This is a genomic window from Streptomyces sp. NBC_00597 (genome assembly GCF_041431095.1).
In the GTDB taxonomy this organism is placed as follows: domain Bacteria; phylum Actinomycetota; class Actinomycetes; order Streptomycetales; family Streptomycetaceae; genus Streptomyces.
Window position 1 is genome coordinate 237513 of record NZ_CP107758.1, and the last position, 13450, is coordinate 250962.

Genomic DNA, 13450 nt, shown 5'->3' on the forward strand with positions numbered 1-13450 from the left:
CCGGTGGTGCGGCCGGTCAGCGGTTCGCGGCCTCGCGCATCGTGCCGATCTGCTCCCACAGCACCGCGGGGGTGGCGAAGGTCTCCAGCGACAGCGCCTCGTCCACGAACCGGACGTCGTACGTCTGCTCCAGGGACCCCAGCAGCTCGACCACGCCGAGGGAGTCCAGTCCGACACCCCGCAGATCGGTGTCGGCCTCAAGCGGTTCGTCCGCACTGAGGAACGGCAGGTACTCCCGCAGAAGTTCCTCGAAATTCTTGTCCCAGCCCATGGTGACCCCAGTCTTTCCGCTGTGTTGGTCGTCGTTTCCCAAGCACGTGACGCTAGGACCGGCGGCGGCCGCCCGGGAACCCCGGCCTGACCCCTAACCCGCGAAGAAATCAACACGTCCCCTTCGGAGTGATGCATGTCTGACACCGAGCGCCCCGCCTTGTACGAGCGCTTCCGCCGCGGGCTGGCCCTGTCCCCCGATCGCCCCGCCCTGCGGATCGGCTCCGAGACCCACACCTATCGGGAGCTGCACGAGCAGGCCCTCACCTGGGCCGGCTCCCTCGGATCCGCCAAGGTCGTCGGCGTCCTCGCCGGCAAGACCGTGACCGCGTACGCAGGCATCCTCGGCGGGCTCTACGCGGGCGCCACCGTCGTCCCGCTGCACCCCGACTTCCCCGCCGTCCGCACCCGGCGCATGCTCGAACTCTCCGGCGCGGCCGCCCTGATCGTCGACGACCAGGGCCGCGCCGCCCTCGGCGAGGGCCTCGACGCCCCCGGCATACTGCTCGTCGAGCCCGACCCGGCCCGCGCACTCGACGCGCCGCGCCCGGTCGAGGCCACCGACACCGCGTACATGTTGTTCACCTCCGGCTCCACCGGCCGCCCCAAGGGCGTGCCGATCAGCCACGGCAGCACGCACCACTACTTCGAGCTCCTCGACGCCCGCTACGGCTTCACCCCCGACGACGTCTTCACCCAGACCTTCGACCTGAACTTCGACTGCGGCATGTTCGACCTGTTCTGCGCCTGGGGCGCGGGCGGCGTCGTCGACGTCGTACCGCCGAGCGCCTACCTCGACATGCCCGCCCACCTCGAACGGCGCGGGATCACCGTCTGGTTCTCCACCCCCAGCGCCATCGGCCTCATCCGCCGCATGGGCGGCCTGAACCCCGGCGCGCTGGCGACGCTGCGCTGGAGCTTCTTCGCCGGCGAGGCACTGCGCGCCCAGGACGCCGCCGACTGGCAGGCCGCCGCGCCCGCCTCCACGCTGGAGAACATCTACGGGCCGACCGAGCTGACCGTCACCATCACCGCGTACCGCTGGGACCCGCAGACCTCGCCCGGCCAGGCCGTCAACGGGCTCGTCCCGATCGGTGCCGTCCACGCCGGCCACGACCACGTCCTGCTCGACGAAGACGGCGCCGAGACCGCCGTCGAGGGCGAACTGCTGATCACCGGACCGCAGATGGCCACCGGCTACCTCGACCCGCAGGACGACGGGGGCCGCTTCGTCGAACGCGACGGCCGCCTCTGGTACCGCACCGGCGACCGGGTCCGCCGGCTGCCCGGTGGCGACCTGATCTACCTCGGCCGCCTGGACTCCCAGGTCCAGGTCCAGGGCTGGCGGGTCGAGCTCGCCGAGGTCGACCACGCGCTGCGCGCCTGCGCGGGCGTCGAGGACGTGGTGACCGTCGCACGGCCCGTCGACGGCAGCACCGAGCTCGTCGTCTTCTACACCGGCGAGGTCCGGCCGGCGGCCGAACTCGCCCGGAGCCTGCGCGAGGTCCTGCCGCACGGCATGCTGCCCCGCCGCTTCGAGCACGTCCCCGAGTTCCCCCTCAACTCCAACCGCAAGGTGGACCGTCCCGTCCTGGCCGCCCGGGCCGCGGACCTGCTCGCCCCACGCGCCCGCCGCGCCGCCTGACGCGGCCGCCGCCCGTGCGCCCCGCCGGGCCCCGGCCCGGAGCACACGGACCGGCCCTGAGCACACGGACCGGCCCTGAGCAATCGATCGGGTCCGTGGCCGTCCGGTCCCGTGGCCCTACGGTCGACGCCGGCCCACGGTCCGGTCCGTGGCCCGGGCCGGTCCGGGACCCGGTCGGGACCGGTCGGGAGGCGTACCCGGGGCGGCCCGGTCCCGGGCCGTCAGACCACGGCCGGCAGTGCCACCGGCTCCAGGCCCATCGGAAGGTCACCGCGCGAGGTGATCTGCAGCTTGCGGTACACACGCGTCAGATGCTGCTCGACCGTGCTGACCGTCAGGTACAGCTTCGCCGAGATCTCCCGGTTGGTCAGCCCCTGCGCCGCCAGCGTCGCCACCCGCTGCTCCGAACTGCTCAGCTTCGCCGCCCCGCCCGCACCCGTACCCGTACCCGCCTCGGCCGGCGCCCGGTCCCGGGCGGCCGCGGATGCCAGCGGCGCGTCGGGCAGGATCTCCCGGCACAGCGCCGTGGCATCCGACTCCTTCGCCAGGTTCCACGCCGAACGGATCATCGCGCTGCCCTTCGACGGCGACCCGTCCGCCTGCAGCGCCCGCCCCAGCTCGGCCATCGCCCGCGCCGTCTCCACCCGGTCCCCGGAGCGGTGCAGCGCGTCGACGGCCTGGCCCAGTACGGCCGCACGCCGCTTCGGATCACCGGCCAGCGCCCGCATCCGCAGCGATACGCCCCGCACCCACGGGCGCTGCGCGTCCGGCAGGGCCAGCTGCCGCAGGGCGAGCTGCTCCGCCCGCGCCCCCTCGCCCAGCCGCAGCAGCGCCTCCGCCGCATCCGTACGCCACGGCAGGAACGCCGGCCGGTCCACCCGGCCGCCCTCCATCAGGCGCCCGACCTCCAGGAAGTCCGCCAGCGCCGCGTGCGGCTGATTGACCGCCAGCCGGTACAGGCCGCGGGCCCGCAGGAACGCCAGCCCGTACAGGCCCGTGAGCAGCCCCTCCGGCACCTGCCGGTCGGTGAGCCGGGACGCCTCCGTGAAACGCCCCATCGCCGTGCACGCCCGGATCAGCACCGCGGCCGGCGCGCACGGGAAGCTCCCGCCGCGCTCCGCGAGCGCCTCCAGGGCGGCCGTCGCATGCGCGTGCGCACCCCGCAGGTCCCCCATCCGCAGCAGCGCCTCCGCGTGCAGGGCGGCGAACACCGCGCTCCAGCCCGGCGCCTGGCAGCGCCGTGCCTCCTCCAGCAGGTTCCGGCTCCACGGCACGGCCCGCTCGGGATGCTCCGAGCAGATCAGCGACCGTACGGCCTGAGCGAGCGGCGCCACGGTGGCATCGGTCAGGCGGGCCGACTGGAGCAGCCGCTCGCTCACCGCGGCCGAGGCGTCCACCAGCGTGTCCAGCGGTGAGGCGGCCGGCTCGCCGACGGCGTCCGGCAGCAGCCCGGCGGCATCCGCGACCCGCCCCTGCGCGAGCAGCAACCCGGCCAGCGGCTGCACCTGCTCGGTGTCCAGCAGGCCGTCCCGCGCGGCCTCCAGCAGCGCACCCAGCTGCCGTTCCGCGGCGGCCGGATCGAAGCGGGCCGTGATCTGTGCGAGCCGCACCCGGATCCCGCGGCGCACGTGCTCGTCGCCCCGCCCCCGCACGGCGAGTTCCAGCAGCCGCGCGGCCTCCCGCGCGTCGTTGCGCACGAGGAGCTCCTCGGCCGCGTCCCGCAGTACGGCGACCTCCGCGGGACCGCAGTCCGGGGGCCCGCCCTCGGTGCGGGCGGCCAGCAGGTGCCCGGCCACGGCGAGCACCGGCCCGCCGTCCTCGCCCAGCACCCGGGCGGCCGCGGTGTGCAGCGCGGTCAGGGTCTGCGGAGAGCACTCTTCCAGGGCCGCCGCGCGCGCCGCCGGGTGGCGGAACCGCACACCGTCCAGCAGGCCCGCGGCCTCCAGAGCGGCCAGCCCGCGCCGGGCCGCTGCCGCGTCGAGCCCGCTCAGCCGGGTGACGCGGGCCGCGGACGCCTGCTCGCCGAGCAGCGCCACCGCCCGCGCCAGCCCCGGCCCGTCCGGCCCGCTGCGCCGCAGGCACGTCGCGACGGCCTGGGCGAACGGCCCGCCCGGCTCGGGGCCGGCGGCCCCGGGCGCCGGCGGTCCGGCCGCACCGTCCGCCTGCGCGGTCCACTGCTGCCCGGCGGCCTCCTCGACGAGCGCGCGCAGCAGCAGCGGATTGCCGCCGCTGATCCGGTGCAGCTCCTCGGCCCCCTCCGGGCGGCCCCGTACGAGGGCCACCTCGTCCGCGGTGAGCCGCTCCAGCCGGATCCGCCGGAAGTGCGGCTGACGCATCAGCTCAGTGGTGAACGCGGGATCCTGCGCCGGGGCGTGCAGCGCGCCGGCGACCACGACGAGGACCGGCGCGGTCCGCGCGTGGCGCGCCAGGTACTGCACGTACTGCAACGACTCGCGGTCCGCGTACTGCACGTCGTCGACGCAGAGCACGACCGGGCTGTCCAGGCTCAGTTCGCGCAGCTCCGCGCAGAACGCTTGCATCGCCTCGACCCGCGACGGCGCACCGGGGCCGTCGGACGGCCTCGGTAGGGCGAAGACCTGCTCACTGTTGACGAGCTGGCGCAGCACCCCGAGCGACACCTGCTGCTCCTCGGGGGCGCCGACGGCGTACAGGACCGTCGCGCCGGTCGCGGCGGCCCGCTCGGCGACGAGGTCGACGAGCGCGCTCTTGCCGCATCCTGTGCCGGCCTCGATCAGGACGATCCGGGACTGCCCCGCGACGCAGTCCGCGAGTGCCGTCTCCAGGAGGTCGATTCCGGCTTCCCTGCCCACCAAGCCCGCCGATGTCATAGCCGCCCCCGCCATTGAAGGTCCACCCCTAACCGAGGACAGGATGGATCCCGGCTGCTACAGAGCAGGTCGAGGAGAAGCGGAGATCGGGACGGGAACCGGCCAGGACGGCCTCAGGGCGCCGGCTGTACGCACAGCAGTCCGGCGTCGCGCATTTCCTCGACCCAGATGTCGAGATCGGCGCGCGCGTTTTCCGGTGCGGTGTTCCACAATTTGGCGAGCGTGTCGGCGGCGATTCCCGCATCGCCGTCGTGGCGGCGCAGAACAATCCACATGGCGGTGCCCACCGGACCGCACCGGAAACGGCCCGAACCGGCAACGTAATCGGCACGGAGTTCCAGGCAGCCGTCCGCATCCACGGCGGCGGCGACCACCCCAGGCGTCGGTCGGACGCGCACGGCCACCTCCAGTGCCGGATCCGAGAAGTGTCGGCACCAGCCGATCGAGGACACCTCAAGCTATGGGCGAACGCCTCCCGGATCCATGGTGGCCGCCGCACTCTGGGGTGGCAGTTTCCACCGACCCCCTACGGAGGGGTAATGGCACCCGGCCGGAGATAGGGGGAGGCAGCTGCCACGGAAGCGGCGCATCCGGCGGAATACCGCCCCCATTCCGGCAGGAAAGACCGTACGTTCGAGGTGCCGGCGCGGCGGCCAGCTGGGCGTCGCCCGAAATCGACGGACCAAACCGGATCGCTTCCGCTTGGCCGAATACCGTACGGGCTGCCGGTCGAAATGGGCGGCGGAAAACCGGGTGTCCGGATTTCCCGCGCGCCGCGACCGTTTCTCGACCGGCCCTCCAGCCGTTCTCGACGGGTTCGCAAGCGCGTCCGTGTCGAGGGCCGAGATCCGGCGGCCATGTGCCGGAGCGGCGCGGAAGGCAGTTCCGGGCCGCTCAACGGGCGGTCGAGTCTGACGCGATCGCGGTTCGCAAGGCTGACCCCTGCCCTGCTCATCCTCGGAGGTACCAGGTGAATCCGCCCACGCCCGTCGTCACCGACGCCGTCCCCAGCCAGACCGGGACAGGGCCCAAGGAAGTACGCCGCCTCGACCGGGTGATCATCCGTTTCGCGGGTGACTCGGGTGACGGCATGCAGCTCACTGGTGACCGGTTCACCTCGGAGACGGCTTCCTTCGGGAACGACCTCTCCACGCTGCCGAACTTTCCGGCCGAGATCCGCGCCCCTGCCGGCACCCTGCCCGGCGTCTCCTCGTTCCAGTTGCATTTCGCCGATCACGACATCCTGACGCCGGGCGATGCCCCGAACGTGCTGGTGGCGATGAATCCGGCGGCGCTGAAGGCGAACATCGCGGACGTCCCCCGCGGCGCCGAGATCATCGTCAACACCGACGAGTTCACCGAGCGGAGCATGGCCCGCGTCGGCTACGCGACGTCCCCGCTGGAGGACGGCTCCCTCGACGCCTACCAGCTGCACCCGGTGCCGCTGACGTCACTGACCATCGAGGCGCTGAAGGACTTCGGGCTCTCCCGCAAGGAGGCCGGCCGCAGCAAGAACATGTTCGCGCTGGGCCTGCTGTCCTGGATGTACCACCGGCCCACGGAGGGCACGGAGAACTTCCTGCGGCAGAAGTTCGCGAAGAAGCCGGACATCGCCGAGGCGAACGTGGCCGCGTTCCGCGCGGGCTGGAACTTCGGGGAGACGACCGAGGACTTCGCGGTCTCCTACGAGGTGGCCCCGGCGACGCGGGCGTTCCCGACCGGCACCTACCGCAACATCTCCGGGAACCTGGCCCTGTCCTACGGGCTGATCGCGGCGAGCCGCCAGGCCGACCTGCCGCTCTACCTCGGTGCGTATCCGATCACTCCGGCGTCGGACATCCTGCACGAGCTGAGCAAGCACAAGAACTTCGGCGTGCGGACCTTCCAGGCCGAGGACGAGATCGCCGGCATCGGCGCGGCGCTCGGCGCGGCCTTCGGCGGCGCGCTCGGCGTGACCACCACTTCCGGCCCCGGCGTGGCCCTGAAGGCGGAGACGATCGGGCTGGCGGTGTCTCTGGAGCTGCCGCTGCTGATCGTGGACATCCAGCGCGGCGGCCCCTCCACCGGCCTGCCGACCAAGACCGAGCAGGCGGACCTGCTCCAGGCGATGTACGGCCGCAACGGCGAGGCCCCCGTCCCCGTCGTGGCGCCCCGCACCCCCGCGGACTGCTTCGACGCCGCCCTCGACGCGGCGCGGATCGCGCTGACGTACCGGACCCCGGTGTTCCTGCTCTCCGACGGCTACCTCGCCAACGGCTCCGAGCCCTGGCGCATCCCGGAGGTGGAGGAACTCCCCGACCTGCGCGTCCCGTTCCAGACGGAACCCAACCACGTTCTGGCGGACGGCACGGAGGTGTTCTGGCCGTACAAGCGGGACCCGCAGACCCTGGCCCGCCCCTGGGCGGTCCCGGGCACGCCCGGTCTGGAGCACCGGATCGGCGGCATCGAGAAGCAGGACGGCACGGGCAACATCTCCTACGACCCCGCCAACCACGACTTCATGGTCCGCACCCGCCAGGCCAAGATCGACGGCATCGAGGTCCCCGACCTGGAGGTCGACGACCCCGACCGGGCCCGCACCCTCGTCCTGGGCTGGGGCTCCACCTACGGCCCCATCACCGCCGCCGTCCGCGAACTGCGGACGCTGGGAGAGTCGGTCGCACAGGCCCACCTGCGCCACCTGAACCCCTTCCCCCGCAACCTGGGCGAGGTCCTCGCCCGCTACGAGCGCGTGGTCGTCCCCGAGATGAACCTCGGGCAGCTCGCCCGGCTGCTGCGCGCGACCTACCTCGTCGACGTCCTGTCCTTCACCCAAGTCAACGGCATGCCGTTCAAGGCCGCGCAGCTGGCCGACGCCATCCAGGAGGCGAACCGTGGCCAGTGAACTCCTCAAGCTCGTGCCCAAGGCCGAGGCCAAGCAGTCCATGAAGGACTTCCGCTCGGATCAGGAGATCCGGTGGTGCCCCGGCTGCGGTGACTACTCGATCCTGGCGGCGGTCCAGGGCTTCATGCCCGAGCTGGGCCTGGCGAAGGAGAACATCGTCTTCGTCTCCGGCATCGGCTGCTCCTCCCGCTTCCCGTACTACATGAACACCTACGGGATGCACTCCATCCACGGCCGCGCCCCGGCCATCGCCACCGGCCTGGCCACCTCCCGCCGCGACCTGTCCGTCTGGGTCGTCACCGGCGACGGCGACGCCCTCTCCATCGGCGGGAACCACCTGATCCACGCCCTGCGCCGCAACGTCAACCTCAAGATCCTGCTGTTCAACAACCGGATCTACGGACTCACCAAGGGCCAGTACTCACCCACCTCCGAAGTCGGCAAGATCACCAAATCCACGCCGATGGGCTCCCTCGACGCCCCCTTCAACCCCGTCTCCCTCGCCCTCGGCGCCGAGGCCACCTTCGTCGCCCGCACCGTCGACTCCGACATCAAGCACCTCGGCGGCGTGCTGCGCGCCGCGGCCGAGCACGAGGGCACCGCGCTGGTGGAGATCTACCAGAACTGCACGATCTTCAACGACGGCGCCTTCGCCGCCCTTAAGGACAAGCAGGAGGCCCAGGAAGCGGTGATCCGCCTCGAACACGGGCAGCCGATCCGCTTCGGCGCCAACCTCTACAAGGGCGTGGTCCGCGACCCGGCGACCGGCGACCTCGAAGTCGTCGAGGTGACCCCGGAGAACGAGTCCCGGATCCTGGTCCACGACGCCCACGCGACCTCCCCCACCACGGCCTTCGCCCTCTCACGCCTCGCCGACGCCGACACCCTGCACCGGACCCCCATCGGGGTCTTCCGCGACATCGAACGCCCCGTCTACGACACGCTCATGGCGGAGCAGCTCCAGGCGGCCGTCGACGACAAGGGCAAGGGCGACCTCGCCACCGTCCTGGCCGGCAACGACACCTGGACCGTGGTCGCCTGACCGAAGACCGCAACTCAGCCGTGGGCCGCCCGGGACATCCTGCCCAGCGCGGCCCACAGCACTGCGGGCGTGGCGAAGGTCTCGGGGCTCAGTGCGTCGTCGACGAACCGGACGCCGTACGCGCTCTCCAGCGACCCCAGCAGTTCGACCGTGCCGAGGGAGTCCAGGCCCGCGTCCCGCAGGCCGGTGTCGGGGGAGAGCGGCTCGCCGTCCGAGAGGAACGGCAGGTACTCGCGGAGCAGTTCCTCGAATCGCTGGTCCCAGTCCATGGTGAACTCCCCGTCGTCCGTCGTCCCGTGCCGTCGCCTGTCGGACGGCATTTCCGGGCAAGTGACGCTACGAGGGGGCAGCCGCTCCGGGGTACCCCTGCCGCCCCCTAACCGTGCGCGGACATCAGGGCAGGGCCACGAAGCGACCGGGTCCGGCTGGCGGCCCATGCGGTGGCGGACGGTGCGGCGCACGGCCCGGCCGGGCCGACCGCCGGTGGTCTGACCCGTTGGATTGCTCCTGGGCCGCTCACTTGACGGCGGCTTCGGGAGGACAGGGCCTCAGAACGCCGCCCGGCCGACCGGCGCCAGGTCCATCGGCAGGTCGCCCCGCGAGGTGATCTGGAGCTTGCGGTAGACCCGCGTGAGGTGCTGCTCGACGGTGCTCACCGTCAGGAACAGCTTCGAGGAGATCTCCCGGTTCGTCAGCCCCTGGGCCGCCAGCGTCGCCACCCGCTGCTCCGAACCGCTCAGCGTCGCGCTGCCGCCCGCCCCCGTGGCCGGGGCCCGGTCGCGGACCGGCGGCGTCAGCGGTGCGTCCGGGAGGATCTCCCGGCACAGGGCGGTGGCCTCGCTGTCCTTCGCGAGGTTCCAGGCGTTGCGGACCATGGTGTTCCCCTTGGCGGAACCCTCGGCCTGGAGGGCGCGGCCGAGGTCGCCCATCGCCCGCGCCGTCTCGACGCGGTCGCCCGAGCGGTGCAGCTCCTCCACGGCCTGCCCCAGCAGCGCGGCCCGCCGCCGGGGCTCACCGGTGAGGGCGCGCAGGCGCAGGGACGCACCGCGCACCCAGGGGCGCCGCGCGTCGGGGTGGGCGAGCTGTTCCAGGACGAGCTGTTCGGCCCGCCGGGCCTCGCCGAGCCGCAACAGGGCCTCGGCGGCATCGGTGCGCCAGGGCAGGTGCGCCGGGCGGTCGATGCCCCAGGCCGCCATGAGGCGGCCGGTTTCGAGGAAGTCGGCGAGTGCGGCGTGCGGCTGGTTGACGGCGAGGCGGTGCAATCCGCGGGCGCGCAGGTACGACAGCCCGTGCAGGCCGGCCGGCAGCCGCGGCGGGAGCTGGCGGTCCGTCAATCGCGAGGCCTCGGTGAACCGGCCCATCGCACTGCACGCCCGGATCAGCACGGCCGTCGGCGCGCAGTGGAACGAACTGCCCGTCCGCTCGGGCAGGGCCTGGAGGGCCGTGGTGGCGTGGGCGTGTGCGCCGGGGAGGTCACCGAGGCGCAGCAGGGCCTCGGCGTGGAGGGTGGCGAAGAGCGAGGTCCAGCCGGGGGCCTGGGCGCGGTCCGCCTCCTCCAGCAGGTTGCGGCTCCAGGTGACGGCGCGGTCGGGGTGGTCGGAGGCCGTGAGGGAGCGGATCGCGTGGGTGAGGGGGGTGACGGTGGCGTCGGTGAGCCGGGTGGACTGCAGGAGCCGCTCGCTGACCGCGGCCGGGGTGTCGAGGGTGGTGTCGAACGGGGAGGCCGCGGTGGCCGCGGCGGCTTCGGCGGCTTCGGCGGTGGACGCGCCGGCCGGGACGGTGGTGTCGCGGGCGGCGAGGGCGGCGGCTTCGGCGAGCCGCCCCTGGGAGAGCAGCAGACCGATCAGGAGCCGGGTGTCCTCGCCGTGCCCGCCGTGCCCGCTGCCGGGCGCGGCCGCGCTCCGGGTCTCCAGCAGGTCCGTGAGCCGGCGTTCGGCCGCCGCAGGGTCGAAGCGGGCCGTGACCTGGGCCAGCCGCAGCCGGATCCCGTGGCAGGCGAGTGCGTCGCCGCCGGCTCGGAGGGCGAGTTCGAGGAGTTCCGTGGCGGCGCGGGCGTCGCCCTGGGCGAGGAGTTCCTCGGCAGCCTCGCGCAGGACCTCGGTGTCGGCGGGGTCGCCCGGGGCGTCATCGCCGGCGGCGGCGAGCAGGTGCCCGGCGACGGCGGTGGCGGGGTCGCCGTCCGCGCGCAGCAGCCGGGCGGCCCGGCGGTGCAGGTCGGCGCGGGCGGCGGGCCCGGCGTCCTCCAGTACGGCGGCCCGCGCGGCGGGATGCCGGAAGCGGGTGCCGTCCAGCAGGCCGGCGGCCTCCAGGGCGGTCAGTGCCCGCCGGCCGGCCGGGGCCGGTGCGTCCAGCAGCCGTACGACCCGCTCCGGGGTGGCGCGTTCCCCGAGCACCGCAGCGACCCGGGCCGCGGCGAGCGCGGTCGTCCCGCTGCGGTGCAGGCAGGTGGTGACGGCCTGGGCGAACGGGCCGCCCGGCTCGGGCGTCTCGCACGGCCCGTCCCCGGTCTCCTCGACGAGGGCGCGCAGCAGGAGCGGGTTGCCGCCGCTGATGCGGTGCGGCCCGTCGGCCGGCCGGAGCCCGCCGAGGAGGGCGGCGACCTCGTCGCGGCCGAGCCGGTCGAGGCGGAGCCGGCCGAAGTGCGGCTGTCGCATCAGCTCGGTGGTGAAGACCGGGTCGAGGTCCTCGGCGTGCGGGGAGCCGGTCAGTACCGTCAGGACGGCGGACGAACGGGCGTGGCGGGCCAGGTAGCGGAGGTACTGGAGGGACGCGCCGTCGGCGTGCTGGACGTCGTCGACGACGAGCACGACGGGCCGCTCGGCGCTCAGCTCGCGCAGGCGCGCGCAGAAGGCCTGCATGGCTTCCACCCGGGCGGGTGCGGTCGAACCGTCGGCGGCGGGCACGGGCAGGGCGAAGCCCTCCTCGCCGTGGACCAGCTGCCGCAGCACGCCCAGGGCGACCTGGCGCTCCTCCGGGGCGGCGACCGCGGACAGGACCAACGCCCCGGCCGCGCGCGCCCGTTCGGCGGCGGTGTCCGCCAGTGCGCTCTTGCCGCAGCCGGTGGCGCCCTCGGCCAGCACGATCCGCGCACGCCCTTCGGAGCACTCCGCGAGCGCCGTGTCCAGCGCTCCGATCACCGCGTCCCTGCCCACCAGCGTCACACGTGCCCCCGTCATCGAAACTCCACCCCTCACCCGGGTCAGGGTCGAAGGCGTGCCTACAGGGGTGGTCGAGCGGGGACGGAGCAGAAACCCCCCGGCCGCCCCGGGGCGGCGCCCCGCCACCTGCAATCCGATGGGCGGGGTCTGCGTAGTCCCGCCTGCCCGGCGGCGTTCCGCCAGCTACTGCTGGGAGGTGCCCTGGGTCCCGTCACTCGTAGCCCCTTGGGCGGGGTCTGCCTAGTCCCGCCTGCCCGGCGGCGTTCGGCCAGCTGCCGCTGGGAGGTGCCCCGGGCACCGCATCTCGTTGCGTTGTCGGGCGCGCCACGCCCGAGGTCCAGTACGCGGGCGGCCGGCGCCACTTCGCGGGTTCCGCCCGACGGTGGGGGGAGCCGCTGCCCGGGCAGGCCCGGCCCGGTCCTGGTCTGGTACCGGCCCCGCTCCGGCGCGGCCTTCTCCGCGCCCCTGGCGCCGGTGCCCGCGCCGCGACCCGGTACCGACCGTTCCGCGGTGCAACCTGTGGCGCTCCTCAAGTGGAGTTCGAGGATTCCTCGACCCGTCCCGCCGAGCGTGACAGCGCCACGTCACCGCCGCTGCCAGCGGAAACACATGCAACGAGAGGGCGATGCCGATGGAGGACCCGCAGCGCGACACGACGCAGCGCGACACGACGCAGCGCATCACGGCGCCGGTCCACGTCACCGGTCCCGCGGGCCCCTGGGAAGGGGTGCGGGAGGGCATGGCCCGGCGCGGCAACGCCTCGGTGTTCACCACCTGGGGCGAATGGCTCACCGCCGCGCTCGCGGAACCCGCCCTGCGGCCCCTGCTCGGCCGGGACTGGCAGCGCTACCGCCACACCACCGACCCGACCATCCGCTTCCGCTTCGTCGCCTCGCGGCTCGCGGTCCGGTACACGGCCGCCGCCGCGCTCGGGACCGACCCCGCCAAGCTCGACCTCTCGTACAAGCCCGGCGGACGCCCGTACCTGCGCGGCCTGGACCAGATCGACCTGAGCCTGACGCACACCGACGACCTGATCGCCGTCGGCATCAGCCGCAACGGGCGCATCGGCATCGACACCGAACCCGCCGACCGCAGGCTGGCCTTCTCCCTGCTCCAGAACCAGGTCTGCACCGAAGCCGAGCGCGCCGAGCTCGCCGCCCTCCCCGAGGCGGAGCAGACCGCCGGCATGCTGCGCCTGTGGACGCTGAAGGAGGCGTACACGAAGGCCCTCGGCCAGGGCCTGCGCATGGGCTTCTCCGAGTTCGGCTTCGCGACGGGCCGTAGCGGCGACAGCGGCCTGCTCGCCCCCGACGGCACCCCGGCCGCCCACGACGAATGGGCCTTCGGCACCTACCCGGTGCTCGGCCGCTACCTCGTCAGCGTCGCCTGCCACGACGCCGGACTCGACCCGTCCGGGGACACCGCCGTGTCCACCATGCTCGACGAAGGGTTCGTCGCCATGGTCTCGGGACTGCTGGACCCCGTGTGACCGGGCCCGTTCCCGGCCGGAAACCGGGGGGCCGACCGGGAGCTCGACCGGCTCCCGGGCGGGAATCAAGCCAAGCTGTAGCGCCCGCGGTGAAGCTGGGCGACGCGACA

General features: G+C 73.7%; 9 protein-coding genes. 4 read left to right on the forward strand and 5 right to left on the reverse strand.

Features of this window, described 5'->3' with window-relative positions; all coding sequences use genetic code 11:
* Positions 1 to 16: 16 nt before the first annotated feature.
* Positions 17 to 271, reverse strand: a complete 255-nt coding sequence (locus OG974_RS30830) for an acyl carrier protein (RefSeq protein ID WP_327286545.1) — start codon at positions 269 to 271, stop codon at positions 17 to 19.
* 135 nt (positions 272 to 406) lie between these two features.
* Between OG974_RS30830 and OG974_RS30835 the strand changes: the two genes are divergently transcribed.
* Entirely contained in the window at positions 407 to 1915 is a 1509-nt protein-coding gene (locus OG974_RS30835; RefSeq protein WP_327286180.1) for an AMP-binding protein, read from the forward strand.
* A 221-nt stretch (positions 1916 to 2136) separates the two neighbouring features.
* On the opposite strand, the gene OG974_RS30840 is transcribed toward OG974_RS30835, so the two are convergent.
* Both OG974_RS30840 and OG974_RS30845 read right to left on the reverse strand, forming a co-directional pair.
* Positions 2137 to 4746 (reverse strand): AAA family ATPase, encoded by a 2610-nt coding sequence (locus tag OG974_RS30840; RefSeq protein ID WP_327286546.1) that lies wholly within the window; start codon positions 4744 to 4746, stop codon positions 2137 to 2139.
* 131 nt (positions 4747 to 4877) lie between these two features.
* The gene (locus OG974_RS30845) at positions 4878 to 5216 is read right to left on the reverse strand and encodes a PqqD family protein (RefSeq protein WP_371647026.1); all 339 of its coding nucleotides are present in this window, start codon (positions 5214 to 5216) and stop codon (positions 4878 to 4880) included.
* Between the two features lie 518 nt (positions 5217 to 5734).
* On the opposite strand from OG974_RS30845, the gene OG974_RS30850 reads away from it, so the two are divergent.
* Positions 5735 to 7648: a 2-oxoacid:acceptor oxidoreductase subunit alpha gene (locus OG974_RS30850; protein WP_327286183.1), complete on the forward strand. Its 1914-nt coding sequence runs from the start codon at positions 5735 to 5737 to the stop codon at positions 7646 to 7648.
* 40 nt (positions 7649 to 7688) lie between these two features.
* Entirely contained in the window at positions 7689 to 8690 is a 1002-nt protein-coding gene (locus OG974_RS30855) for a 2-oxoacid:ferredoxin oxidoreductase subunit beta (protein ID WP_331735466.1), read from the forward strand.
* Between the two features lie 14 nt (positions 8691 to 8704).
* Here the strand turns inward: OG974_RS30855 and OG974_RS30860 are convergent, their stop codons facing one another.
* Positions 8705 to 9010, reverse strand: a complete 306-nt coding sequence (locus OG974_RS30860) for an acyl carrier protein (protein ID WP_331735071.1) — start codon at positions 9008 to 9010, stop codon at positions 8705 to 8707.
* A gap of 228 nt (positions 9011 to 9238) precedes the next feature.
* Positions 9239 to 11974, reverse strand: coding sequence for a BREX system ATP-binding domain-containing protein (locus tag OG974_RS30865; RefSeq protein WP_329316748.1), 2736 nt, complete (start codon positions 11972 to 11974; stop codon positions 9239 to 9241).
* Between the two features lie 499 nt (positions 11975 to 12473).
* On the opposite strand from OG974_RS30865, the gene OG974_RS30870 reads away from it, so the two are divergent.
* Entirely contained in the window at positions 12474 to 13340 is an 867-nt protein-coding gene (locus OG974_RS30870) for a 4'-phosphopantetheinyl transferase superfamily protein (RefSeq protein ID WP_327286186.1), read from the forward strand.
* Positions 13341 to 13450 lie beyond the last annotated feature (110 nt).

What these genes read in the sequence shown, in the direction of transcription:
- OG974_RS30830 (WP_327286545.1), bottom strand. Translation starts at nt 271, where the DNA reads ATGGGCTGGGACAAGAATTTCGAGGAACTTCTGCGGGAGTACCTGCCG.
- OG974_RS30835 (WP_327286180.1), top strand. Translation starts at nt 407, where the DNA reads ATGTCTGACACCGAGCGCCCCGCCTTGTACGAGCGCTTCCGCCGCGGG.
- OG974_RS30855 (WP_331735466.1), top strand. Translation starts at nt 7,689, where the DNA reads ATGAAGGACTTCCGCTCGGATCAGGAGATCCGGTGGTGCCCCGGCTGC.
- OG974_RS30860 (WP_331735071.1), bottom strand. Translation starts at nt 9,010, where the DNA reads ATGCCGTCCGACAGGCGACGGCACGGGACGACGGACGACGGGGAGTTC.
- OG974_RS30870 (WP_327286186.1), top strand. Translation starts at nt 12,474, where the DNA reads ATGCCGATGGAGGACCCGCAGCGCGACACGACGCAGCGCGACACGACG.